This window comes from Embleya sp. NPDC050154, from assembly GCF_044460165.1.
In the GTDB taxonomy this organism is placed as follows: domain Bacteria; phylum Actinomycetota; class Actinomycetes; order Streptomycetales; family Streptomycetaceae; genus Embleya.
Map to the genome: position 1 here is coordinate 228,993 of NZ_JBITJP010000005.1, position 25,266 is coordinate 254,258.

At 71.1% G+C, this 25,266-nt stretch carries 19 protein-coding genes; 7 read left to right on the forward strand and 12 right to left on the reverse strand.

Going from position 1 to position 25,266, the window contains the following annotated elements:
* Nucleotides 1–245: 245 nt before the first annotated feature.
* The 3 genes from ACIBSV_RS13010 to ACIBSV_RS13020 all read left to right on the forward strand — a co-directional run bounded on the left by ACIBSV_RS13010 (nt 246) and on the right by ACIBSV_RS13020 (nt 3,682).
* Nucleotides 246–1,853, forward strand: a complete 1,608-nt coding sequence (locus ACIBSV_RS13010) for an MFS transporter (RefSeq protein WP_395862228.1) — start codon at nt 246–248, stop codon at nt 1,851–1,853.
* A 1-nt stretch (nt 1,854) separates the two neighbouring features.
* Nucleotides 1,855–2,511 (forward strand): TetR/AcrR family transcriptional regulator, encoded by a 657-nt coding sequence (locus ACIBSV_RS13015; protein ID WP_395862230.1) that lies wholly within the window; start codon nt 1,855–1,857, stop codon nt 2,509–2,511.
* A gap of 115 nt (nt 2,512–2,626) precedes the next feature.
* Nucleotides 2,627–3,682, forward strand: a complete 1,056-nt coding sequence (locus tag ACIBSV_RS13020) for an endonuclease/exonuclease/phosphatase family protein (protein WP_395862232.1) — start codon at nt 2,627–2,629, stop codon at nt 3,680–3,682.
* Nucleotides 3,683–3,813: 131 nt separating this feature from the next.
* Here the strand turns inward: ACIBSV_RS13020 and ACIBSV_RS13025 are convergent, their stop codons facing one another.
* Complete coding sequence (locus ACIBSV_RS13025) at nt 3,814–5,580, reverse strand: NAD+ synthase (RefSeq protein WP_395862234.1); 1,767 nt, start codon at nt 5,578–5,580, stop codon at nt 3,814–3,816.
* 470 nt (nt 5,581–6,050) lie between these two features.
* On the opposite strand from ACIBSV_RS13025, the gene glnA (ACIBSV_RS13030) reads away from it, so the two are divergent.
* Entirely contained in the window at nt 6,051–7,412 is a 1,362-nt protein-coding gene (gene glnA / locus ACIBSV_RS13030) for a type I glutamate--ammonia ligase (RefSeq protein WP_395862236.1), read from the forward strand.
* A gap of 110 nt (nt 7,413–7,522) precedes the next feature.
* Here glnA (ACIBSV_RS13030) and ACIBSV_RS13035 read toward each other — a convergent pair whose 3' ends face one another.
* Nucleotides 7,523–8,149 (reverse strand): TetR/AcrR family transcriptional regulator, encoded by a 627-nt coding sequence (locus ACIBSV_RS13035; RefSeq protein ID WP_395862238.1) that lies wholly within the window; start codon nt 8,147–8,149, stop codon nt 7,523–7,525.
* A gap of 242 nt (nt 8,150–8,391) precedes the next feature.
* Between ACIBSV_RS13035 and ACIBSV_RS13040 the strand changes: the two genes are divergently transcribed.
* Nucleotides 8,392–11,409 carry a bifunctional [glutamine synthetase] adenylyltransferase/[glutamine synthetase]-adenylyl-L-tyrosine phosphorylase gene (locus ACIBSV_RS13040; protein WP_395862240.1) on the forward strand — a complete coding sequence of 1,006 codons (3,018 nt, stop codon included), beginning with the start codon at nt 8,392–8,394 and terminating at the stop codon, nt 11,407–11,409.
* On the opposite strand, the gene ACIBSV_RS13045 is transcribed toward ACIBSV_RS13040, so the two are convergent.
* The 3 genes from ACIBSV_RS13045 to glnA (ACIBSV_RS13055) all read right to left on the reverse strand — a co-directional run bounded on the left by ACIBSV_RS13045 (nt 11,373) and on the right by glnA (ACIBSV_RS13055) (nt 15,965).
* Complete coding sequence (locus ACIBSV_RS13045) at nt 11,373–12,254, reverse strand: phosphatase PAP2 family protein (protein WP_395862241.1); 882 nt, start codon at nt 12,252–12,254, stop codon at nt 11,373–11,375. The two genes, ACIBSV_RS13040 and ACIBSV_RS13045, sit on opposite strands and share 37 nt — an antisense overlap.
* A 494-nt stretch (nt 12,255–12,748) precedes the next feature.
* Entirely contained in the window at nt 12,749–14,197 is a 1,449-nt protein-coding gene (locus ACIBSV_RS13050) for an MFS transporter (RefSeq protein WP_395862243.1), read from the reverse strand.
* 358 nt (nt 14,198–14,555) lie between these two features.
* Entirely contained in the window at nt 14,556–15,965 is a 1,410-nt protein-coding gene (gene glnA / locus ACIBSV_RS13055; protein WP_395862245.1) for a type I glutamate--ammonia ligase, read from the reverse strand.
* A gap of 246 nt (nt 15,966–16,211) precedes the next feature.
* On the opposite strand from glnA (ACIBSV_RS13055), the gene ACIBSV_RS13060 reads away from it, so the two are divergent.
* Complete coding sequence (locus ACIBSV_RS13060) at nt 16,212–16,670, forward strand: RDD family protein (RefSeq protein WP_395862247.1); 459 nt, start codon at nt 16,212–16,214, stop codon at nt 16,668–16,670.
* Nucleotides 16,671–16,889: 219 nt separating this feature from the next.
* Here ACIBSV_RS13060 and ACIBSV_RS13065 read toward each other — a convergent pair whose 3' ends face one another.
* From ACIBSV_RS13065 to ACIBSV_RS13085, 5 genes are all read right to left on the reverse strand, one after another.
* The gene (locus ACIBSV_RS13065) at nt 16,890–17,576 is read right to left on the reverse strand and encodes a DUF4191 domain-containing protein (RefSeq protein WP_395862249.1); all 687 of its coding nucleotides are present in this window, start codon (nt 17,574–17,576) and stop codon (nt 16,890–16,892) included.
* 198 nt (nt 17,577–17,774) lie between these two features.
* On the reverse strand, nt 17,775–18,038 hold the full coding sequence (locus ACIBSV_RS13070) for a hypothetical protein (RefSeq protein WP_395862252.1): 264 nt from the start codon (nt 18,036–18,038) through the stop codon (nt 17,775–17,777).
* 91 nt (nt 18,039–18,129) lie between these two features.
* Nucleotides 18,130–19,101, reverse strand: a complete 972-nt coding sequence (gene lipA / locus ACIBSV_RS13075) for a lipoyl synthase (RefSeq protein ID WP_395862254.1) — start codon at nt 19,099–19,101, stop codon at nt 18,130–18,132.
* Between the two features lie 289 nt (nt 19,102–19,390).
* A complete protein-coding gene (gene lipB / locus ACIBSV_RS13080) occupies nt 19,391–20,185 on the reverse strand; it encodes a lipoyl(octanoyl) transferase LipB (RefSeq protein ID WP_395862257.1) in 795 nt (264 codons plus the stop codon).
* 28 nt (nt 20,186–20,213) lie between these two features.
* A complete protein-coding gene (locus ACIBSV_RS13085; protein WP_395862259.1) occupies nt 20,214–20,927 on the reverse strand; it encodes a hypothetical protein in 714 nt (237 codons plus the stop codon).
* Nucleotides 20,928–21,354: 427 nt separating this feature from the next.
* On the opposite strand from ACIBSV_RS13085, the gene ACIBSV_RS13090 reads away from it, so the two are divergent.
* Nucleotides 21,355–22,725, forward strand: coding sequence for a regulator (locus tag ACIBSV_RS13090; RefSeq protein WP_395862260.1), 1,371 nt, complete (start codon nt 21,355–21,357; stop codon nt 22,723–22,725).
* 91 nt (nt 22,726–22,816) lie between these two features.
* Here ACIBSV_RS13090 and ACIBSV_RS13095 read toward each other — a convergent pair whose 3' ends face one another.
* Together ACIBSV_RS13095 and ACIBSV_RS13100 are read right to left on the reverse strand one after the other, a co-directional pair.
* On the reverse strand, nt 22,817–24,061 hold the full coding sequence (locus ACIBSV_RS13095; RefSeq protein ID WP_395862261.1) for an NAD(P)/FAD-dependent oxidoreductase: 1,245 nt from the start codon (nt 24,059–24,061) through the stop codon (nt 22,817–22,819).
* 250 nt (nt 24,062–24,311) lie between these two features.
* Complete coding sequence (locus ACIBSV_RS13100; protein ID WP_395862263.1) at nt 24,312–25,205, reverse strand: TIGR01777 family oxidoreductase; 894 nt, start codon at nt 25,203–25,205, stop codon at nt 24,312–24,314.
* Nucleotides 25,206–25,266: the final 61 nt, after the last annotated feature.

Here is a 25,266-nt window from a genome sequence, read left to right on the forward strand (position 1 = left end):
GGTGTTCTCCCGACTCGAGGCGCTCGGACGGCGTCCCCGGACAACGCCATGGTGACACGCGCCGTAACAGGACAACAGGGGAGTCGGACGCCGGATTCCGGGTGACCGCCGGGTGCTCGCCGAGTGGTCATCGGCCCGGCATTTGCCGAGGCTTTGCAATACGAGACGTTCTCGTTTCGTAAAGTGCCCTAGCCTGTGAGGCAACCCGAACCGGTCCCACATGTTCGACGAATCGAGCTTCACCCGTGACTTCAGCGCACGTTCCTCCCATACGCACGGTCGACGAGCACATCCATCGCCGCCGCTGGGCCATCCTCGGCGTCCTGGTGATCAGCCTGCTGGTCGTCGTCCTGGACAACTCGATCCTCAACGTCGCGATCAAGACCATCGCCGACCCGGAGAAGGGCCTGGGCGCCACCCAGAGCGAGCTCCAGTGGGCGATCAACTCCTACACCCTGGTCTTCGCCGGCCTGCTGTTCACCGCGGGCATCCTGGGCGACCGCTTCGGTCGCAAGCGCACCCTGTTGTTCGGCATGGTGATCTTCGGCCTCGCGTCGCTGCTCTCCGCCTACTCGCAAAGCCCCGGGCAACTGATCACCGCGCGCGCGGTGATGGGCTTCGGCGGCGCGTTCGTGATGCCGGCCACACTGTCCATCATCAGCAACGTCTTCGAGCCGCACGAGCGACCCAAGGCGATCGGCATCTGGTCCGGCGCGGTCGGTCTGGCGATCGCGATCGGCCCGATCACCGGCGGCGTGCTGCTCGACCACTTCTGGTGGGGCTCGGTCTTCCTGATCAACGTCCCGATCGTGCTGGTCGGCATCGTCGCGATGTTGCTCCTGGTGCCCGACTCGCGCGACCCCCGGCCCGGCCGGCTCGACCCGATCGGGGTCGCGCTGTCCATCGCGGGACTGGTCTCGCTGGTCTACGGCATCATCCGAGGCGGCGACGCGGGTTGGGGCAGCGTCGAGGTGATCGGCACGATCGTGCTCGGCCTGGTCGTCCTCGCCTTCTTCGTGTGGTTCGAGAAGCGCAGCGACCATCCCGCGCTGGACGTCAAGTTCTTCCGCGACCCGGCCTTCTCCGCCGCGGCCGGCGCGATCGGCCTGGTGTTCTTCGCGCTCATGGGCGTGACCTTCTTCATGGCCTTCTACCTGCAGAGCGTGCGCGGCTACACCCCGCTGCAGACCGGCCTGCTGCTGCTCCCGCTGGCGATCGCGCAACTGATGTTCTCGGCCCGCAGCTCGGTGATGGTCAAGCGGTTCGGCGTACGCGCCGTCACCACCGGCGGCATGCTCCTGGTCGGCCTGAGCTTCCTGGCCTTCCTGGGCATGGATCGCACCTCGCCGATCTGGATCCTGTGCGTGGTGTTCTTCGTCCAGGGCGCGGGCATGGCGCACGTGATGCCGCCGGCCACCAACTCGATCATGTCCTCGCTGCCGCGGGAGAAGGCCGGGGCCGGCTCCGCGGTCAGCAACACCGTGCGTCAGGTCGGCGGCGCGCTGGGCGTGGCGATCCTGGGCTCGGTGCTTTCGTCGGTCTATCGGGACCGGATCTCCGGCGACCTGGACAAGCTCCCGCCGGACGTGCCCAAGGGCGCGGCCGGCGACTCGGTCGAGGCGACGCTCGCGGTGGCCGGCCGACTCGGCGACAAGGGCGCGGCGCTCGTGGACCCGGCCAAGGACGGCTTCATCGACGCCATGCACGCCGCCTCCGTCGGCTCCGCCGTGGTCGCGCTGATCGGCGCGGTCGTGGTGTTCCTGTGGATGCCGCGCCGCGAGTCCGGGCAGACTGCCCCCGAAGCGGACCGAATCGAACGGTCCGCCGAGGAACCGCGCTCCGCGAAGGTCTGACATGCAGCCTGCGACATCCGCATCAGCGGCCGAACCCCTGGCCGACACCACGACCGAGCCCGGCGGGGCGGACAAGCCCCGCCGGGGTCGGCCGCGCAGCGAGGAAGCCGAACGGGCGATCCTGGGCGCCACCTTGCGCCTGCTCGACGCGCACCGCAGCATCGCCGCGATCTCCGTCGAGGCGGTGGCCCAGGAGGCGGGTGTGGGCAAGGCCACCATCTACCGCCGCTGGCCCGGCAAGGAGGCGTTGATCGTGGCGGCGGTCGAGGCCGCCGAGGCGATGCCGGCGGTGCTCAAGGGCCGGTCGCTGCGCGAGGATCTGATCCTGGTCTTGGAGCACATGCGCCTCCAGGCGGTGGACAAGCGCGGCGACGGGCTGATGGGGATGCTCTCCGGCGAGATCCGCAGCCATCCCGAGCTGCACCGGCGCTATCACGAGGTGGTCGTGGAGAAACGCCGGGCGATCCTGCGCGGCCTGTTGCAACGCGGGGTGGATTCCGGCGAGCTGCGTGCCGATCTGCCGATGGAGGTCCTGATGGACCTGGTCACGGGCCCCATACTGGTACGCAAGCTGGTACGGGAGAACGCAAGTCTGGAACCGGAGCTGCCGGGCCAGATCGCGGACGCGCTGCTCGGCGGGATTCGCGCTCGCTCCTGAGCCCATAGGGAACCTATCGACCGCTTTCCGGCGTCCGTTTCGACGTAGGGGACGTTTTGTTCGTACGTTGACGCGGACACAGTCGGGACTCGAGTCTGGGACTTCAGGAGGCAGCATGACGTGGCCCACCACGACGGACACCGGAGCCGAGCCGCAGCCGGCCGGCGACGGAGGTCCTCGGCGAGGGTCACGGTGGTCGTGGCAGGGCGTACGGGACGGTGCGGTCGCCACATGGCGCACCCCGCCGTGGCGCCGCGGCCGAGTGATCGCCGTGTTCGCGGTGCTGGCCACCCTCCCGCTCGCGTTCCACCGGATGGTGCCCAACACCCCGGGCAACTGGGGCAGCTTCGTGGAGACCTTCCTGCCCTGGGCGGGCCTGGTCGTTCCGGTGCTGCTGACCTGCGCGGCGATCCGTCGCTCGTGGACCGCGGTGGCCGCGACCATGCTGCCGATCCTGGTGTGGGTGACCATGTTCGGCGGCTTCTTCATGCCCGGCCGCGGCGGCGGCCCGCACGACCTGCGGGTGCTCAGCCACAACGTGAACGCGAGCAATCCCGACCCGGCCGGCACCGCCCGCTCGCTGCTCGGCGCGAACGCCGACGTGATCGCCCTGGAGGAACTGCCGGAGGGCGCGTGGAAGCTGTACGACGCGGTGCTCAAGAGCCGGTACCCGAACGTGCAGCACGAGGGCACGGTCGCGGTCTGGACCACGGCGGACTTCTCGATGAGCAAGGCCGAGGCGGTCGACGTCGGGATGGGCTTCACCCGCGCGCTGCGCACGGTGATCAAGACGCCCAAGGGCGACGTGGCCTTCTACGCCGTGCACCTCGCGTCGGTGCGCTTCGGCCCGAGCGGCTTCACGGTCGGCGACCGCAACGACACGATCGATCGACTGTCCCGGTCGCTCGCGGTCGAGACCGCGCCGCACGTGGTGCTGGCCGGTGACCTCAACGGCACCACCGACGACCGGGCGCTGCGCCCGGTCACCCGCTACCTGGCGGACGCGCAGGACGCGGCCGGCACCGGGATGGGCTTCACCTGGCCCGAGTCGTTCCCGATGGCCGCGATCGACCACATCATGTACCGGGGCATGGCCGCCGCCGACGCGAAGGTGCTGGGCGGCACGCCGAGCGACCACATGCCGATCCTGGCGGACCTGCGGCTGAGCTGAGCGGATCCGCGGCCGAGCCGAGCCGAATCCACCACGAAGGGCCCGACCGCAGCGGTCGGGCCCTTCGTCGTGTCCGTGTCGTGCTCTTCGGGTCTGTCTTCGCGGCGTGCTCGGGTGCTCTCGGGTCGTGCTCAGCCGCTCTCGCGCCACCGGCTGGTGATCGGCAGTCGCCGGTCCCGGCCGAACGCCTTGAGCGAGATCTTGGTGCCCGGCGGGTACTGCCGGCGCTTGTACTCGGCCGTGTCCACCAGCTTGAGGATCCGGTCCACCAACTCCGGCTCGAAACCCGCCGCCACGATCGCGTCGCGGCCCATGTCCCGCTCGACGTAGTCGTCCAGGATGGCGTCGAGCAGTTCGTACGGCGGCAGCGAGTCGGTGTCGACCTGCCCCGGCCGCAACTCGGCGCTCGGCGGCTTGGTGATCGAGTTCTCCGGGATCGGGGCCGGCTCGCCGAGTCGCTCGGCCTCCGCGTTGCGCCAGCGCGACAGCCGCCACACCGCGGTCTTGGGCACGTCCTTGATCGGCGCGAAGCCGCCGACCGCGTCGCCGTACAGCGTGGAGTAGCCGCAGGCCAGCTCGCTCTTGTTGCCGGTGGCCAGGACCAGGTGGCCCTCCTGGTTGGACAGCCCCATCAAGGTGGTGCCGCGCACCCGGGCCTGGAGGTTCTCCTCGGCCAGGCCGGTCAGCCCGAGCGCGCCCAGGTAGGCGTCCACCATCGGGGCGATCGGCACCTGGCGGTAGTTGAGCCCGATCCGCGCGGCGGTGTCGGCCGCGTCGTCCTTGGAGTGTTCGGAGGAGTAGCCGCTGGGCATCGAGACGCCGTACACGTTGCCGCCGCCCACCGCGTCCGCCGCGATCGCCGCGACCAGGGCCGAGTCGATCCCGCCGGACAGGCCCAGCAGCACCGACTTGAACCCGTTCTTGGCCACGTAGTCGCGCAGCCCGGTGACCAGCGCGCGGTAGACCTCCGCGTCGTCGGACAGGGCCGGCGCGATCGAGTGCGCGGCGGCGGGCGCGGGCACCGGCGCGGCCTCCTCGGTGAGGATCACCTGGTGGATGGTCAGGCCGTCGGCCACCACGTCGCCCGCGCTGTACACGCTGTCGTCCACGGTGCGCTCGGGCAGGTCCAGGTCGGCGATCAACAGTTCCTCGCGGAACTGCGCCGCGCGCGAGAGCACCGTCCCCTCGGCGTCCACGATCAGCGAGTCGCCGTCGAAGACCAACTCGTCCTGGCCGCCGAAGGCGTTGACGTAGGCGAGCGCGCAGTTCGCCTCGCCGGCGCGGCGGCGGACCAGTTCCAGCCGCGAGTCGTCCTTGCTCACCTCGTACGGCGACGCGTTGATCGACAACAACAGGCCGACCCGCGCGGCGCGCGCGGCGGCCACCGGGCCGCCCTCCTGCCACAGGTCCTCGCAGACGGCGATCGCGATGTCGACGCCGCCGACCCGGGTGACCAGGAGCCGATCGCCCGGGACGAAGTAGCGGTACTCGTCGAACACGCCGTAGTTGGGCAGGTGGTGCTTGGCCGAGCGGGCCGCGACCCGGCCGCCGTGCAGCACCGCGACCGCGTTCTGCGGGGCGCCGGCCGGGCGGCCCAGTCGCGGCGTGGACACCCCGCACCGGTCCAGATAGCCGACCACGACCGCGACCTCGCCCAGTCCCTCGGCGGCGAGCCGGGCGGCGAGCGCCTCCAGCGCGCGGCGGGAGGCCTCGACGAAGGACGAGCGCAGGGCCAGGTCCTCGACGGGATATCCGGTGAGCGCCATCTCCGGGAAGGCCACGAGCGACGCGCCGCGCTCGGCGGCCTTCCGGGTGCGCCCCACGACCAGTTCGGCGTTGCCGTCGAGGTCGCCGACCGTGGGGTTGATCTGGCTGAGGGCGATGCGAATCCGGGTCACACGATCCAATGTACCCGACCCTTGGCGTCAAAGTGACGAATAGTGGTCCCGGGTGCGGCGACGCGCCGTGCGCACCGCGCTCGCGGGGTCGATGGCGGGCGCTCGGCCGGCCGGAAAACCGCAGGCGAACGGCGGGCGAAAGGCGTACGCCCGAGCGAACCCGGGGCTCGGCGCCCGAGCACCCGGGAGATACCCTTGGCGCAGTTCAGCACCGGGCCCCGACGGCTCGCCCGACCGGATTCCCGGCGGGTGCGATGCCGCGCGAAGAAGGTATCCCGCAGGTCGCCCACGAGCGGTTCTCGGGGTACAGGACCACGGGACGTACGCGCGCACGGCGGTACCTGTGCGCGAGCAAGGGCACAACGCAAAGGGCACGTAATGTGCTGGAAACCCTGAAGCGGGATACTCGTGTGCCCCGCAGTGCCCTGCCGATCGCTCACAGGCCGTCCGACCTGCAAGGATAGGGAATTATGGATAAGCAGCAGGAGTTCGTGCTTCGCACCCTGGAGGAGCGCGACATCCGGTTCGTGCGACTGTGGTTCACCGACGTGCTCGGGTTCCTGAAGTCGGTCGCGGTGGCTCCGGCCGAATTGGAGCAGGCGTTCGCCGAGGGCATCGGCTTCGACGGGTCGGCGATCGAGGGCTTCGCCCGGGTGCACGAGTCCGACATGCTGGCGAAGCCGGATCCGGCCACGTTCCAGATCCTGCCGTGGCGGGCCGAGGCACCCGGCACCGCGCGGATGTTCTGCGACATCCTGATGCCCGACGGCTCGCCGTCCTTCGCGGACCCGCGCTACGTGCTCAAGCGCACCCTGGAGCGGGCCTCGGAGAAGGGCTTCACCTTCTACACGCACCCCGAGATCGAGTTCTTCCTGTTCAAGGAGAAGCCCGTCGACGGCCGGCCGCCGACCCCGGTGGACCACAGCGGCTACTTCGACCACACGCCGCAGCCGGTCGGCCAGGACTTCCGCCGCCAGGCGATCACGATGCTCGAGAACATGGGCATCTCGGTCGAGTTCAGCCACCACGAGGGTGCGCCGGGTCAGCAGGAGATCGACCTGCGCTACGCGGACGCGCTGAGCACGGCCGACAACATCATGACCTTCCGCCTGGTGGTCAAGGAGGTCGCGCTGGAGCAGGGCGTGCACGCGTCCTTCATGCCCAAGCCGTTCTCCGAGCACCCGGGCTCGGGCATGCACACCCACCTGTCCCTGTTCGAGGGCGACCGCAACGCGTTCTACGAGGCCGGCGCCGAGTACCAGCTCTCCAAGGTCGGCCGCTCGTTCATCGCGGGCCTGCTCAAGCACGCCGGCGAGATGGCCGCGATCACGAACCAGTGGGTCAACTCGTACAAGCGGCTGTGGGGCGCGTCGGCGCGCACCGCGGGGATGGGTGGCGAGGCCCCCTCGTACATCTGCTGGGGGCACAACAACCGCTCCGCGCTGGTGCGGGTGCCGATGTACAAGCCGACCAAGGGCCAGTCCACCCGGATCGAGGTGCGCCAGATCGACTCGGCGTGCAACCCGTACCTGGCCTATGCCGTGCTGCTCGGCGCCGGGCTCAAGGGTGTCGAGGAGGGCTACGAACTGCCCGCCGGTGCCGAGGACGACGTGTGGGCGCTGACCGACGCCGAGCGCCGCGCGCTGGGCATCGCGCCGCTGCCGCAGAACCTGGCCGAGGCGATCGCGCTGATGGAGCGCAGCGACCTGCTGCCGGAGATCCTCGGCGAGCACGTCTTCGAGTTCTTCCTGCGCAACAAGCGGCACGAGTGGGAGGAGTACCGCCAGCAGGTGACGCCCTTCGAGCTGAAGCGGTACCTGCCGGTGCTCTGACGCCGGTGCCGTGGTGCCGGTGTTTCCGGTGTCCGAGCGCGCGACGTGAACGGCCCGACCCCCGATGTGTCGGGGGTCGGGCCGTTGCTCGTGGAGCGGCGCGCGGGTGCTCAGGTCATCGGCGGGCCGAGGAGTTCGAGGATGTAGCGGACGTAGGCGTCCTTGTCCTCGCCCTGGGGCAACAGCTGCGGCGCGCCCCGGCGGATCAGCGCGATGCCGACGGTCATCGTCAGCGCGGTCAGCGCGTGTCGGTAGGCGGCGTCGGCGGGCAGGCCGAGCTCCTCGGTGAGCCGGGCGCCGAACTCCAGGCGGCGACGGGTGACCTGCTCCAGGATCGGGCCCACCACCGGGTGCTGGGCGTGGATCAGCAGCGTGGTGGTGATGTCCGCGCCGCTGGGCGCGGTGAACGCGTACTCGGTGAGTCGGCGTCCGCGCTCCACCGGATCCTCGATGCGTTCGGCGGCGGCCATCAGTTCCTCGGACTCGGCCACCCAGCGTTCCAGCGCGGCCTGGATGAGCGAGTCGCGGTCCTTGAAGTGCCAGTAGAAGCTGCCCTTGGTGGTGCCGAGGCGTTCCGCGAGGGGTTCCACCGCGACGGCGCCCAAGCCGCCCTCTCGCATCGCCTCCAGGGCCGCCCGAGCCCAGTCCTCTCGGCTGAGGGTGCGGCGGCCGGGGCGAGCGGGCCGGTCCGGATCGTCGTCTGATTGAACCCTCTCCGAGGGAACACCGTTGCGCATGGCACCTACGCTAACGTAGGGTGACGTTCCGTACGGTGGCGTATGGCAGCTCGTCGCTACGGAGGCCTCTTCGGGCCGTGGGACGGACGGCTCGCAGAGTGGAACTGTCGTCCGCCGCCGGGCGAGGACGCGCCGCATTCAAGTTCGCCGCGGTCGGGGGGCTCGGCGAGCCCCGTGCGGCGCGTCCACATTCCCAGTTCCGTTCTTGATCGATCAGCCGTTTCACCGGATACGCTCGGCCGGTGACCTCTGTGGATCAGCCTCGCGAACCGGCGGCCACCGACGGGCGCCTGGTCCGGCTCGGCTTCACCGACATCGCGGGCGCCGCACGCAATCTGCGCGATCCGGCCCTGCTCGGCGCCGGGGACGACTCGCTCTTCCTGGACGCCCTCGCCGCCACCGCCGACCCCGACCTCGCGCTGCTCGGCCTGGTGCGCCTCGCCGAAGCCGCCGACGACGCCCCCGTTCTGCTCTCCACCCTCGCGTCCGCGAAGCCCTTCCGCGATCGCATACTGGGCGTTCTGGGAGTGAGCGCGGCACTGGGCGACCACCTCGCGCGGCACCCCGAGGACTGGCGCTCCCTGGTCACCTACGACGTCCAGGACGCCCGACCCACCCCCGCCTACTTCCACGCCGTGCTCACCACCGCCACCGCCGGCCTGCGCGGAGACCCGGCACTGGACGCGCTGCGGATCGGCTATCGCCGCTGCCTGCTCTCGATCGCCGCCCGCGACGTGTGCGGCAGTGCCGACGAGCCGACCGTGGCCACCGAACTCGCCGACCTGGCCGGCGCCACCCTGGACGCCGCGCTCGACCTGGTCCGGCGCGAACACCCGGTCGAGGCCGAGCAGTGCCGGCTCGCGGTGATCGGCATGGGCAAGTGCGGCGGGCGCGAACTCAACTACATCAGCGACGTGGACGTGGTCTTCGTCGCCGAGGCCCCACCCGGCGTGCCCGAGGGGGTGGCGGTCGCCGCCGCCAATCGGCTGGCCGGCGCGCTGATGCGGACCTGCTCGGCGACCACCATCGAGGGCTCGATCTGGGAGGTGGACGCCAACCTGCGCCCGGAGGGCCGCAACGGCCCGCTCACCCGCACCCTGGCCAGCCACCTCGCCTACTACGAACGCTGGGCCAAGACCTGGGAGTTCCAGGCCCTGCTCAAGGCCCGCCCGGTGGCCGGCGACCCGGCACTGGGCAAGAAGTACCTGGACAGCGTGTCCCCGTTGGTGTGGACCGCCGCCCGCCGGGAGAACTTCGTCGCCGACGTGCAGGCGATGCGCCGCCGGGTGGTGGACAGCATTCCGGCGCGCGAGGTGGAGCGCGAGGTCAAGCTCGGCCCCGGGGGCCTGCGCGACATCGAATTCGCGGTCCAGCTCCTGCAGTTGGTGCACGGCAAGTCCGACCGGACGCTGCGCAGCGGCTCGACGCTGGACGCGCTCGCCGCGCTGTCCGCGGCGGGCTACGTGGGCCGCGACGACGGCGCCGCGCTGGACGCCGCGTACCGCTTCCTGCGCACGCTCGAGCACCGGATCCAACTCTTCCGGCTGCGCCGTACCCACCTGATGCCGACCGACCCCGGCGAACTGCGCCGGATCGGCCGCTCGATGGGCATGCGCTCGAACCCGGTGGGCGAACTGGAGAAGGCCTGGAGACAGCAGACGGTGGAGGTGCGCCGGCTGCACGAGAAGTTGTTCTACCGGCCGCTGCTGGACGCGGTCGCCCGGCTCAAGGCGGGCGAGCAGCGGCTCACCCCCGAGGCCGCGCGGGCCCGCTTCGAGGCACTGGGGTACGCCGACCCGGCCGCCGCGATGCGCCACCTGGAGGCGCTCGCCTCCGGAGTCAGCCGGCGTGCCTCGATCCAGCGCACGCTGCTGCCGGTGATGCTGAGCTGGTTCGCCGACTCGGCGGATCCGGACGCCGGGCTGCTCGCCTTCCGGCAGGTCTCCGACGCGCTCGGCAACACGCACTGGTATCTGCGCCTGCTGCGCGACTCCGGGGCGGGCTCGTCGGGGGCGGCGGCGGAGAACATGGCCCGTGTGCTCGCGTCCGGGCGGCTCGCGCCGGACCTGGTGCTGCGTGCGCCCGAGGCGGTCGCGATGCTCGGCGACGGGGACGGGCTGCGGCCACGCTCGCGGGCGGCCCTGGAGACCGAGATCCTGGCCGCGGTGGGGCGGGCGCCGGGTCCGGAGAGCGCGGTGCAGGCGGCGCGCAGCGTGCGTCGGCGCGAACTGTTCCGGATCGTCGCCACCGATGTGCTGGGCCGGCTGGACGTGGACGCCACCGGCAAGGCGCTCACCGATGTCAACGCGGCGACGCTGACCGGCGCGCTTCGGGCCGCCATAGACGCGTGCGAGCGCACCCGGGGGCCGATCCCGACCCGGCTCGCGATCATCGCGATGGGGCGGTTCGGCGGCTACGAGCAGGGCTACGGCAGCGACGCGGACGTGATGTTCGTACACGAGCCGATCGAGGGCGCCGAGGAGGAGTCCGCGTCCCGGGCCGCGCAGTTCGTGTGCAACGAGGTGCGCCGGCTGCTGCAGATCCCGTCCACGGATCCGCCGCTGCTGATCGACGCCGACCTGCGGCCCGAGGGGCGGCAGGGGCCGCTGGTGCGCACGCTCGCGTCGTATCGCGCCTACTACGAGCGCTGGTCCAAGCTGTGGGAGAGCCAGGCGCTGCTGCGGGCCGACTTCACCTCGGGGGACGCGGACCTGGGCCGGCGGTTCCTGGAGATGGTCGATCCGCTGCGTTATCCGGAGGGCGGGATCGACGACACGCAGGTGCGGGAGATCCGGCGGATGAAGGCCCGGATCGAGTCCGAGCGGCTGCCCCGCGGCGCCGATCCGACCACGCACACCAAGCTCGGGCGCGGCGGGCTGGCCGACGTGGAATGGGTGGTGCAACTCCTGCAACTCCGGCACGCGCACGCGGTGCCCGCGTTGCGGGTGACCGGCACCCGACAGGGGCTCGCGGCGGCCCGGGACGCGGGCCTGCTCGACCCGCACGACGCCCGGATCCTGGACGACGCCTGGGTCGTGGCCACCCGGGTGCGCAACGCGGTGATGATCGTGCGCGGCCGGTCCTCGGACAGCTTCCCGTCCGATGTGCGCGAGCTGGGCGGGGTGGCCCGGCTGCTCGGCCACCGGCCGGACGAGACCGGCAGCCTGATCGAGGACTATCGACGCATGACGCGGCTCGCCCGGGCCGTGGTGGACCGGGTGTTCTACGGCGAGGACGAGACTTCGACCGGCTCGCGCTGAGGCCGCTCGCCGGCTCCGTCGCCGCGCCCCTCGTCGCGCGTGCCCGCGCGCGGGCGTACCGGCCGCCCATGGGGCTCGGGCGCGGAGCGTGGGTCGTCCGGCGGGTACTGCGGGAAGCGGTACGCGGAGCGCCCGTTGAGCAGGCACTGCAGGCCGAAGGCGGCGGCGAGGGTGATCCAGCCGCCGACCGCGTCCAGCACGAAGTGGTTGCCGGTGGCCACGATCACGAACAGCGTGGTGATCGGGTACAACACACCGAGCACCTTGACCCACATCGGCCGGGCGAACATCACGATGGCCATCGCGCACCACGTCGACCAGCCGATGTGCATCGACGGCATCGCGGCGTACTGGTTGGAGACGTTCTTCATGTCGCCGGACGCCATCGAGCCCCACGTGTGGTGGACCAGGACGGTGTCGATGTAGCCGGCGCCCGGCAGTAGTCGGGGCGGGGCCAGGGCGTAGAAGAAGTATCCGAACAGGGCCAGGCCGGTGGTCAGGAACAACACCGTGCGCACGGCCCGGTATCGGCCGGGGTGTCTGTGGAAGAGCCACACCAGGACACCGATGGTCACCACGAAGTGCAGCGTCGCGTAGTAGTAGTTCATCGACACGATCAACCATGTGACGCCGTTCACGGCGTGGTTGACGCTGTGTTCGATGTCGATGTGCAGCGTCTTCTCGAAATCGAGCAGTTGCCAGGCGCGCTCCACGGCGACGTGTTGGCGCTCCGGTACCGCGTTGCGGACCAGCGAATAGACCCAGTAACTCAACGCGATCAGCGCCAGTTCGACCACGAATCGCGGACGACGCGGCGTGCTCAGATAGACACGCAATCGGGTCATCGTGGGGATCGGCTGCATGATTGTCCGTCCGGCTTCGTCGGTCACCCGTCGCCCCGACGGCGGCATGGTCTCTCGGCTCGGATTGCCCCCCATGGCTCAAGTCTGCCAGAGCCCATCCTTTCGCCGATCACCCTGTAGGGCCATCCGAGGGCGATCCTCTCCTTCTCGGGTGGGAGGAATCGGGGCGTAATGGAGGAGATCTCCGGGGGTGTTCGGCGCCCGGCGGCGAGGGCCGCGGTCGGCTTCGGGGGTTTCGGGGGCGGGGCGGTGGAGGTTCGCACGTGCGCGTGCCGCCCTCCGGTTCGTGGAGGGCGGCACGCGGTGTGCGGTCGCTGTGTGGTCGTTTGATTGCTCTTCGTGTGCCCTTCGTGTGTTATTTGTGTGCTCTTTATGCGCTCTTGGCGCGCTCTTCGAACGGTCGGCGTGAGTCCTCGTGGGGTCTTTGGTCCGGGTGGGATGGGCGGCCCCGGCCGGGACGGTGGGCCGGGATGTGATCAGTGGGTCGGGACGGACTCGGGGGGATTGTCGGCGGGGGTGCTTCCCGCAGTCGTGGTGGCCGGCTTGCGGAGGGTGGCGGCAGCGATCAGGGCGCCGGCGGCGGCGATCGCGGCGGCGCCGAGGAAGGCGGCGGAGAAGCCGTTGGTGAGCGCGTCGGCGTTGCCGACCTCCCGGGCGCCGTGCGCGGCGGCGACGGCGGTCATCGCGGCCAGGCCGAGGGCCGAGCCGATCTGGTAGCTGGTGTTGACGATGCCGGAGGCGAGCCCGCCCTCCTCGGGCCGCGCGCTGGAGATCGCGGTGCCGAGAGAGGGGATGAAGGCGAGGGCCATGCCCGCGGCGGCGAGCAGCGAGGCGGGCAGGACGTCGACCCAGTACGAGCCGTCGGACCGGGCGAAGGACAGCCACAACATGCCGCCGGCGAGCGCGGCGAGGCCGGTGACCACGAGCGGGTTGGGGCCGAAGCGGGCGATCAGGCGTGGGGCGAGCACGATCATCATCACCATGATGGCCACGGTCATCGGCAGCAGCGCGGATCCGGAGGCGAAGGCGCCCAGACCGAGCACCTGCTGCAGGTAGAGGTTGAGGAAGAACCACATCGGGATCCAGGCGCCGGCCATCAACAACTGGGCGAGGTTGGCGGCGGCCAGGCCCGGCGTGCGCAGGATGCGCAGTGGCATCAGCGGCTCGGCCCGCTTGGCCTGGAGGAGCAGGAACAGCGCGACCAGCGCGATGCCGGCGGCGAGGACGAGCAGGGTCTCGGCGGAGCCCCAGCCGGTCTCCGGGGCGCGGACGACGGCGTACACGGCGGCGCCGAGGCCGGCGGTGACGGTGACCGCGCCGAGGAGGTCGATGCCGCCGCGGCGGGCGGGGGCATCGGGCATCAGCGCCGGGGTCGCGACGAGGGCGAGGATCGCGACGGGGATGTTGACGTAGAAGACCCAGGGCCAGCTCGCGTATTCGGTGATCAGACCGCCGAGGAAGACGCCGGCCGTGCCACCGGCCGGTGCCGCCGCGCCGTACAGCGCGAACGCCTTGGTGAGCTCCTTGGGGTTGCCACCGAAGAGCATCATCAGCAGGGTCAGTGCCGAGGGCGCGATCAGCGCGGCGCCGACGCCCTGGACGGCACGTCCGGCGAGCTCGACCCAGACCTCGTTCGCGAGGCCCGCCCCGAGCGAGCCGACCCCCAGGATCGCCCACCCGGTGGAGAACATGCGCTTGGCCCCGAGGAGGTCCGACAGCCGCCCGCCGAGCAGGAGCAGCCCGCCGAACGCGACGACGTAGGCGTTGAACACCCAGGACAGATTCTCCTGCGAGAACCCGAGATCGGTGCGCATCTCGGGCAGAGCCACACCGATGATCGACGTGTCCATGATGACCATGAACTGAGCCAGCGCAATCAGCGCAAGCGCCGCCCAGCGACGCGGATTCGGCTGGGGTTGAGACATCGTGATCACTCCGTAGATACACATGGGGGGTATCGAGCGATCAGGAACATACCCTAGGGGGGTATCGATGACCAGGGGTGGGGTGGAAATACCTCATGGGGGTATACGAACAGCAGCCCTCGGCACCTCGAATTCCCCGGGACCGCCACCCTCGCCGCCGTCTCGGGCCGCACGACGAAACGGCCCTGCGCCCGCGGATGAGCGCGGAGGCAGGGCCGTTCCGTCGTGGGCGCGTGGGCGCGTGGGCGCGACACCCACCCCGAGCCCGCCGGCCGCACACGAAGAAGGCCGTCGACCGCGCTATGGGCAGCGGTCGACGGCCTTGTCTTCGGGGGCGGGAGCGCCCGGCTACTTCGGCTTAGATGTCGAAGTAGAGCTCGAACTCGTGGGGGTGCGGGCGCAGGCGGACCGGGTCGATTTCCTTGGTGCGCTTGTATTCGATCCAGGTGTCGATCAGGTCCTGGGTGAACACGCCGCCTTCGAGGAGGTACTCGTGGTCGGCTTCGAGGGCGTCGAGGACCTCGGCGAGGGTGCCGGGGACCTGGGGGACGGCCTGGTGCTCGTCGGGAGCCAGCTCGTACAGGTCCTTGTCGACGGGCTCGAGCGGCTCGATCTTGTTCTTGATGCCGTCGAGGCCGGCCATCAACTGGGCGGCGAAGGCCAGGTACGGGTTGGCCGACGGGTCCGGGACGCGGAACTCGACGCGCTTGGCCTTGGGGTTGCTGCCCGTGATCGGGATGCGGATGCAGGCCGAGCGGTTGCGCTGCGAGTAGACCAGGTTGACCGGCGCCTCGAAGCCCGGGACCAGGCGGTGGTAGGAGTTCACCGTCGGGTTCGTGAAGGCAAGCAGCGACGGGGCGTGCTTGAGCAGACCGCCGATGAAGTAGCGGGCCGTGTCGGACAGACCCGCGTAGCCCTGCTCGTCGTAGAACAGCGGCGAGCCGTCGGTCCACAGCGACATGTGACAGTGCATGCCCGAGCCGTTGTCGCCGAAGATCGGCTTCGGCATGAAGGTCGCGGTCTTGCCGTTGCGCCACGCGACGTTCTTGACGATGTACTTGAACAGCATCAGGTCGTCGGCCGCGGCCAGCAGCGTGTTGAACTTGTAGTTGATCTCGGCCTGGCCGGCGGTGCCCACCTCGTGGTGCTGGCGCTCGATCTCCAGGCCCGCGGCCTCGAGCTCGAGGGAGATCTCCGCGCGCAGGTCGGCGAAGTGGTCGACCGGCGGGGTCGGGAAGTAGCCGCCCTTGTACCGGACCTTGTAGCCGCGGTTGTTCTCCTCCTGGCCCGTGTTCCAGGCCCCCGCCTCGGAGTCGATGTGGTAGAAGGACTCGTTCGCGCCGGTCGCGAAGCGCACGCTGTCGAACACGTAGAACTCGGCCTCGGGGCCGAAGTACGCCGTGTCGGCGATGCCGGTGCCGGCGAGGTAGCGCTCGGCCTTCTTCGCGACGTTGCGCGGGTCGCGGCTGTACTCCTCATCCGTCAGCGGGTCGTGGATGAAGAAGTTGATGTTGAGCGTCTTGTCCTTGCGGAACGGGTCGAGCCGCGCCGTGGACAGGTCGGGGCGAAGCGCCATGTCCGACTCGTGGATCGCCTGGAAGCCGCGGATCGAGGATCCGTCGAACGCCAGCGTCTCACTCGGGTCGAACGTCTTCGCCGGGACCGTGAAGTGCTGCATCACGCCAGGCAGGTCGCAAAAACGAACGTCGACGAACTTGACGTCGTTGTCGGCGATGTATCGCGACACCTCTTCGGCGTTGTTGAACATCAATCCTCCTCGACCCGGCGCCAGGCGCGGGTAATTGCGTTCGCGGGGAGCGGCCTCCTCCCCGGTGGCCACTAGGCCTCGAAGGTAGGCGCGAGCGGTTTCCCGTCGGTGTCCCTCGTGTTTCCGGGATGTTACGCACCCACCCGTACGGGGCGGCCCGTCTTTGCCCGGATGCATGCCCATGATCATCTCGCGCACACACACCCCGGGGCGGGTGAATCGGCCCGGCTCGTCTACTTTGGATGGGTGGACGAGAACACGACCGCATCGCGGAACCAGGCCCCCGGGGCGGCGGGCGAAGACTTCGGCTACCGCGGCAAGCGTCTCGGGCTGCCCGAGGACGGACCCAACTCGCTCGCGCCCACCGGGCGCAGGTTGATCGCCCTGCTCATCGACTGGAGCATCTGCTACATCATCGCGCTGTCCTTCATAGGCGGCGGCGACCTCAACGATCCCGGGACGAGCTGGGGCACCCTGGCCGTGTTCGCCGCCGAGAACCTGCTCCTGGTGAGCACGATCGGCTGGACCTTCGGCAAGCGGATCATGGGCATCCGGGTGGTGTCGGTCACCCGCGACACGCTGCTGCCGCTCGCGGTCGTGGTACGTACGTTCCTGCTGTGCCTGGTGATCCCGCCGGCGATCTACGACCGGGACGGGCGCGGGTTCCACGACAAGGCGGTCGGCACCGCGGTGGTGCGTGCGTAGTTCGTAACACGACGCGTGCCGATACGGCGCCCGCGGGCACGACGCGTGCGGGCACGACCCCGCGGACGCGACGCGTACGAACCGGCGCGACGGACTCGGGTTACGACCATCCGGATCCGGTACGGCAAAAGAGCGGCGGCGATCCGATGCGGATCGTCGCCGCTCTCGCGATCGGGCGGGGACGGGGTGCTGCTGCGTGGCGCGGTGGCCGTCGAGGGGTCAGCCGCGCGGGCCGCGCGGCATGCGCGCGCCCTTCGGCATCGGGCCCTTGGGCACCGGCATGTTCTTCATCAGGTCGCCGACCGCGCGCAGGCGGTCGTTGACCACCGCGACCTCGGGCTTGGCCATGGTCGGGCTCAACTTCATGATGTGCCGTTGCAGCTTGCGCAGCGGGACCTGGCCCTCGTCGTTGCCGACGATGATCGTGTGCACCACGGTGCTCGCAGCCAGGCGGGACATGCGCTTCTTCTCATCGGCCAGCAGTCGCGTCACGCGACCGGGCTGGCCCTCGCCCACCAGGATGATGCCGGGGCGACCCACGGCGCGGTGCACGACATCCTGCTGGCGGGTGATGGCCACGGTGGGGGTCACGACCCAGCCACGCTTGAGTGACTGCATGACCGCCAACGCCGCGCCGGGCTGGCCCTCCATCTGGCCGAGCACCGACTTCTCGGCCCGTCGTCCGAAGATGAAGGCCGCCGCGAGCAGACCCACGAGGGCACCGAAGATGCCCAGGTAGATCGGATGTCCCCACCAGAAGCCGATGGCCAGGAGTACTGCGAATACGCCCAGGCCCCAGGCCGCCACAATCAAGCCGACCCACGGATCGGCCTTCTTCGTCTGCTGGTAGGCGAGCCGGATCTGCTTCAGCCGGCCGCTCTTCTCGGATGGTTCCTTGCTCGCCATGTGAAAAGGATACTGGCGTGCCATCCACCCGGGACAATGGCTGCCGACAGCTTGTCCGAACCTTCATGCGACCGGCGCAGCGCCGCGGCCGTCCGACGGGAGACGAGCCCCCGGCGAACGGCCGAACGGTGTCGCGGGCGGCCGGGCGCGGACACCTGTGTCCACACCCGCGTCACGCGGTGCCACACGTGTCGCGGGTCAGTGCGAGCCGGCGCCCGGTGTCGGGTTGACCGGGGCGAGCCGGGCCAGGATGTCGGAGGCCTCGGCGCGGGCGCGGGCACGGTTGCGGTCGGCGCACACCGCGGCCCACGCGTTGCGCCGTGCGGTGCGCTGGCCACCCTCGAACATCAGCACGGTCTCGACCGCTCGGAAGACCCGGCCGACGGTCGCCCGCCGGGCCGCGGCGCCGCGGTCGAACGCGCCCCACAGAACCGAGGCGTTGTCCTGCTGCGTGTCCTGCATAACGTCGTCCCCCTACCTGTTCTCGCTGCGAAGGCTCACCGCACTGCGGTCGACTCTCGCAACAATGTGTTACCAAACGATGACGTCAGGGTCAAACCGACGTGAAGGTCTGCACACCTTCGCCCGAAGCGGAGCGGGTTTCGCGTACCTCGAGGGCCTGGCGGTAGAGCCGGCCCGCGCGGTACGACGAGCGGACCAGGGGGCCGGAGAGCACGCCCGCGAAGCCGATCTCCTCGGCCTCCTCGTTCAGCTCGACGAACTCCTCCGGGCGCACCCAGCGCTCCACGGGGTGGTGCCGCACGCTCGGCCGCAGGTACTGCGTGATGGTCAGCAGCTCGCAGCCGGCGTCGTACAGGTCCTGCATGGCCTGGCTGATCTCGGCGCGTTCCTCGCCCATGCCCAGGATCAGGTTGGACTTGGTGACCAGGCCGTCGGCCCGGGCCTGGGTGATCACGTCGAGCGAGCGCTCGTAGCGGAAGCCCGGCCGGATGCGCTTGAAGATCCGCGGCACCGTCTCGATGTTGTGCGCGAGCACCTCGGGACGGGAGGAGAACACCTCGGCCAGTTGGTCCGGCTGGGCGGTGAAGTCCGGGATCAGCAGCTCCACCCCGGTCCCCGGGTTCAGCTCCTTGATCTGGCGGACGGTCTCCGCGTACAGCCACGCGCCGCCGTCGGGCAGGTCGTCGCGGGCGACGCCGGTGATGGTCGCGTACTTCAGGCCCATCGCCTGGACCGACTCCGCGACGCGGCGCGGTTCGTCCCGGTCCAGCTCGGCCGGCTTGCCGGTGTCGATCTGGCAGAAGTCGCAGCGCCGGGTGCACTGGTCGCCGCCGATCAGGAAGGTCGCCTCGCGGTCTTCCCAACATTCGTAGATGTTGGGGCAGCCGGCCTCCTCGCACACCGTGTGCAGCCCCTCGCGCTTCACGAGTTGCTTGAGCTCGGTGTACTCGGGGCCCATCTTCGCCCGGGTCTTGATCCACGAAGGCTTGCGCTCGATGGGAGTCTCGGCGTTGCGGACTTCCAGGCGAAGCAGCTTGCGGCCGTCGGGTGCGACAGCGGACACGCGCGACTCCCTCTTCTCGGGGCAGCCTGCGGGGCGGGACAGACTGCGATGGGCCCCGACAGGATGGTCCGGGCCCGTGGTGGGGCGGTACGTCCAGAGTACGCCGAGCGAAACGGGCGTTCGGACGGCCCGTCAGGTGGCAACCCGGACGAACCGGGGTGGATTCCCCGGATGCCGGATTCGGTACGAGGCGTGCGTCACGCGGACCGTGAGGCGTGCGTCACGCGGGTGACCCGGCGCGCGTGCCGCGGGCGTCCGGGCGTGCCTCGCGCGGGCGTTCGGGCGGGCGTCACGCCGGCACGTGCGCGAACACGTCGGCGAGGTGTTTCTCGGCCAGTGGCAGTACCTCGGTGACGGTGACCTCGCGGCCCAGTTCGCGGCTCAGCGAGGTGACGCCGGCGTCCTTGATGCCGCACGGCACGATCCGGTCGTAGTACGTCATGTCGGCGTCGCAGTTGATCGCGAAGCCGTGCATGGTCACCTTGCGCGAGACCCGGACGCCGATCGCGGCGAGCTTGCGGTCGTCGCCGCGCTGGCCCGCGTTGGAGGGCGCGTACTCCGGGCCGGCCAGACGCGGGTCGAACTCGGGGTGCAGGCGCGGGTCGGGCCCGGCCGCGAGTCGGCTGTCCAGCCGCAGGTCGAGACCGCCGGTCGGGGCGGGCCGCTCGGGAACCGCGTCGCCCAGGACCCAGACGCCGCTGCGGCCCTCGATCCGGGTGGTCTCCAGGCCCAGGTCGGCGCAGACCCGGATCAGCGCCTCCTCCATCCGGCGCACGTGCGCGACCACGTCCACCGGCTCGGGCAGTCGCACGATCGGGTAGCCGACGAGTTGGCCGGGGCCGTGCCAGGTGATCTTGCCGCCCCGGTCCACGTCGACCACGGGCGTGCCGTCCATCGGGCGCTCGGAGGGGTCGGTACGGCGGCCCGCCGTGTACACCGCGGGGTGCTCGAGGAGCAGACACGTGTCGGCGGCGGCACCGCTCACCACCTGCTCGTGGACGCGGCGTTGTTCCTCCCACGCGGCCTCGTACGGAACGGCGTCGGCGCCGATGCCCAAGTGCACGAATCGCAAGAAGCTGGTCACGTCCACCAGCGTACGACGGGGCCGGATCTCACCCGTGGCCGGCGTCGAGCCCGCGTACGTGGCAGGTGACACCGGTGAACGTGCAGCCGATCGACTCGACGTGCCCGTACAGGCCGAACTCGATCACCGCGCTGGCTCCGGGGGCCAACGGGCCCCGGCCGCGCGCGGTCGCGGTGCCGCGGTCGGTGCTGGTGCGCATGTCCTCGCCGTAGAGCATGGTGAAGCCGCTCTGCCGACCCGTCGCGGTGAGGGTGAGGTCCCACGCGGGGAGCGGGTGGGCGGTGCGGTTGGTGATGACCACCGTGCCGTCGGCGCCCCAACCGGAGTCGCTCACCGTGGCGTCGACGGTGATGTCCTTCGGGCCGGTGGTGGCGGGCGGGCGCGGGACGGGTGGGGCGGCCGACGTGGGCGGCGGGCTCGAGCGGGTCGCGGTCGGGCTCGTGCTCGCGGTCGGGCTCGTGCTCGCGCTCGCCGAGGCGGACGGGGTCCGGGTCGCCGATCCGGTCGGGCTCGCGGTCGTCGTGGTGGTCGCGCCCGGGCTCGGCGAACCGGCGTCGGGAAACGCCGGAGCGGGCGCCGGCAGCGGCATGTTCACGTCGCGCGAGACCGGGCGGCCGCGGCCCTTGTCCCGATCCGAGCCGGCGAACAGGAAGACCCCGCTGGTGAGCAGCAGGCACACGAGCGCGACCGCGGCCAGCGGGATCACGATCCCGCGAGCGGTGTCGTCGGGCTGCCGGGTCACGCGTGCGCTTCCTTCGAATCGATGTCGGGCGGTCGGCGCGAGGCCGTCGGCACCGGGGTGGTCGGTCGCGAGCTTCGGTCGGGGGCGGTCACGTGGTTCGTCTCCGCGTGGGTGTCGATCATCCCATCGGGTGAACTGCCCCGCGCATGTTCCACCACGGGTCCGCGCACCGCAAGCGGCCCAGGGCTGGTGACGGCACATCGGATCCGTCCGCGGGGTTCGGCAGGTTCTGCCGAACTCGGCCGCGCCGGGCCGCCGTCGAGGCGCCGTCGGGCCCGATTCGTGCCCCGATCGCCGGGCCGATCCCGGTAACTCGAAAGGGTCATTGTTGCGAGCGTTCGGGTTGTAGCGCTCCAGAAATCGCTAGATTCTCGCGCGATCACCCACCCACACCGAACCACCGCACCAGCGGGAGGCGTTCATCTCCATGGCAGCCAGGGTCGAGCGGCGCCCCAATCACCGGCTGGCGGCGCTTGTCGAGGAAGCCGGCTTCTCACATGCCGGTCTGGCCCGACGCGTTGACCAACTCGGTGCGGAACAAGGCATCGATCTCCGGTACGACAAGACCTCCGTGGCGCGCTGGCTGCGTGGCCAACATCCGCGCGGGATCGTGCCGATACTGCTTGCCGAGGTCTTCACCCAGCGGCTCGGCCGCAAGCTCAGCGCCGAGGATCTGGGCATGGCCGGTTGCCGACCGGACTATGCCGGGCTCGAATACGCGTCCGGTCCGCCCGAGGCGGTCGAGATCGTCACCGGCATGTGGCAGGCCGACTCGGCGCAGCGATCCGCGCTGGTGGAGGCCGCGTTCACGCCCGGGGCGCTGGTGGTGCCCAGCCGGGACTGGCTGATCGGCGCCGGCGACGAGCGGCCCGCCCGGCAGGACGGCGATCGGGTCGGGCTCGGCGACGTGGCCGCGGTGCGCGCCGTCGGCGAGGCGTTTCGGCGGTTGGACAACTCGTTCGGCGGGGGTCACGGCAGACAGGCGCTGGTGCGCTACCTCGACACCGAGGTGACCGCGATACTGCGCGGGACCTACGACTCGCGCACCGGCAGCGCGTTGTTCGGCGCGGCGGCCACGCTCACCCGGCTGGTCGGCTGGATGGCGTACGACGTGGGCGTGCACGGGATGGCGCAGCGCTACTTCGTCCAGGCGCTGCGGTTGGCCCAGGCGTCGGGGGATCGGGCGTTGGGCGGATTCGTGTTGTCGACGATGAGCCGGCAGGCGGTCTACCTCGGGCACGGGCGCGAGGCGGTACAACTGGCGCGAGTCGCCCAGCAGGGCGCCTCGGCGGTGGCCACGCCCCGGGTCAGGGCGCTGTTCCACGCGGTCGAGGCGCGCGGGCACGGGCTGTTGGGGGACGCGCGGGCGTGCGGGGCGGCGCTGCTGCGCGCGGAGCAGGCGTTGGAGTGCGTCGCGGAGGGGGACGACGAGCCGGAGTGGGTCGCGTTCATGAACGAGGCGCAGCTCACCGACGACCACGCGCACTGCTACCGGGACTTGGAGGACTACGACAAGGCTCGCGAGTACGCGGAGCGGTCGTTGCGGCTGCGCGGGAGCGAGTACGCCCGCAGCCGGCTGTTCTGCCAGACCATCCTGGCCACCGCGTTGTTGGAGCTGGGCGAGGTGGAGCAGGCGTGCCGGGTGGAGGCGGAGGCGACCGAGCAGGCGGAGGGTCTGCGGTCGTCGCGGGCGGTGGACTACGTGCGCGAGTTCACGCATCGGCTGGCGCCGTACCGGGACGTGCCGGCGGTACGGGAGTTCGAGGCGCGGTCGGGGTGTTTCGTGCGCACGGCTTGAGGGTTTCCGCCCATCCGCCCACCCGTTGCGTATGGCCCGAGGGTGGTGGATTTCGGGCCTCGGGTGGGCGTGACGGGTCGGTGGGCCTTCTTCAGGCCGCCGGTACCCCCAGGTCGGCGAGGGCGGATCTGGCGGCTCGGCAGCCGGAGGCCAGGGCGCCCTGGATGGAGCTGGAGTCGCGGTGGTCGCCGCAGACGTACAGGCCGCCGATCATGCGGACCGGGCGGCGGAAGTTGTGGCCGGGCTCGACCACCGGGACGGCGCGCGGGATATGACAGGTGGTCAGGTGCGCCCACTCGGTGGTGGGCGTGTCGTACACGACGGCCAGCCGTTCGCGGACCCGTAGTTCGAGTTTGGTCGGCTCCGAGCCGTCGTGGCCCAGCACGGTGGTGGCGATCAGGGCGCGCCGGTCGGGCGCGTACGTGGGCGCGACCTGGCTGACCACCGCGGTGTGCGTGAACGGGCTGCGGGGGTCGGCCTCCACGAGCAGTGACGCGTCGGGCCGGGGAGCGGCGCGCGCCACGTGGTACAGCGTGGTCACCGGGTGGAACTCGGGCATCCGCAGGCCCGGCAGCAGGGCCACCGCCGTGGTCGGGTCGGTGGCCACGACCACCGCGCCGGCGCGGATCTCGCCCGCCACGTCGGTCAGTACGCGGTCGGCCGAGACGGACAACACCCGCACGCCGTAGCGCACCGCGCCGGCGGGCAGGCCGACCGCGAGTTGCCGGGGTACGGCGGCCATGCCGCGCGCGGGCAGTGCCACCCGGCCGCGCAGGAACGAGCGCAGCGTCAATTCGGCGAACCGGCTCGACGTGCCCAGCGCGGGATCGTGCAACAGCGCGGTCAGCAGCGGGCGCAGCGTACGGCGGGTCAGGTCCGGCGGCAGCGCGCGCATCGTCTGGGCGTCGACGGTGGCCGTCTCGGGAGCGCTCATCACCCGGGCGACCGGAGAGGACGCGGTCCGGGCCAGTAACGCGGCGAGTCGGGCGCGGTCGGTGCCGTTGCCGTTGCGCAGACCGCCGAGCGCGTCCCGGACCCGGCGGACGTCGCCGACCCGATGGGTGCGGCCGTCCTCGTGGAGCAGCACGCCGGGCTGGAACGCGCGCAACCCCAGTGCGGGGACGTCCAGTTGCCGGCCCACCTGAGGCCACGAGGTGGTCAGCGACTGGAAGCCGTGATCGACCCGGAAGCCGTCCACGAGGTCGGTGCGCACCCGCCCACCGGGTCGGTCGGCGGCCTCCAGGACCGTCACCGCAACCCCCGCCGCGGCGATGGTCCGTGCCGCGCTCAAGCCGGCCAGGCCGGCTCCCACCACGATCACCTCGGTTCGACGCACGTCGACCACGGTCGTCCTCCCGTCCCCCTGCCCACGGCCGCAGGCGCCGCGGAGTCGGTTTCATCGCCTACTGGTCATACCCAGCGAAATGCCGAAAGACCGTTGCGGTACACGGGAGTTGGTGTGGTTCGGCAGGTGTGCGACCCGCCGACCCGGTGTGCCCGTTACCGACCGGCGATCGCATCCGCCCGGCCGACGCCGCGTCCTACGGCCCGGGGCAGCGGCCGGGCGGGGGTCGCCGTCGGTCTCGTCAGCGGTTCAGGGCCGCGGCGATCGCGGTGTCGATGGTGGGGTGTCGGAAGGTGAAGCCGGAGTCGAGCAGGGTCTTGGGGAGCACACGTTGGCCGGTGAGGATCTCGTCGGCGAAGTCGCCGAGGACGGCGCGCAGGGCGAAGGGGGGTACCGCGAAGACGGTGGGGCGGTGCAGGGCCCGGCCCATCGCCCTGGTCGCCTCCGCGTTGGTGACCGGGTGCGGCGCGGTCAGGTTGACCGGGCCGGCGAGGTCGGCGCGGTCCAGGACGTGGCGGATCGCGGCGACCTCGTCGACCAGTGAGATGAAGCTCCAGTACTGCCGGCCCGAGCCGAGCCGGCCGCCCAGACCCGCCTTGAACAGCGGGAACATCCGGCCCCACGCACCGCCGGATCGGGAGACCACCAGGCCGGTCCGCAGATGGGCGACCCGGATGCCCGCCTCCAGGGCCGGTGCGGTGGCGGCCTCCCACTCGGTGCACAGGTCGGCGAGGAAGCCGCTGCCGGGCGGGGACGATTCGTCCACTTCGCGATCGTCGGTGTCGCCGTAATAGCCCATCGCGGAACCGGCCAGGAGCACGCGCGGGGCGGGCTCGAGGGCGGCCAGCGCGCGCGAGACGGCCTCGGTGCCCAGGACCCGGCTGTCGCGGAGTTCGCGCTTGTACGCGGCCGTCCAGCGCTTGTCCCCGATGCCCGCGCCGGCCAGGTGCACTGCCGCGTCCACCGGACCGAGCGAGGCGGTGTCCACGGTGCCCGCGTGCGGGTCCCAGCGCACCTCGTCCGGCCTGCCGGGAGGCCGGCGGACCAGCCGGACCACGTCGTGGCCGTCGGCGGTCAGCGAGCGGACGAGAGCGGAACCCACGAGGCCGGACGAACCGGTGACGGCGATGCGCATGGGAACATCCTTGCCCACCGGACCCCGGACATGCCGAAGGCGGCCCGGACGCGCTGTCCGG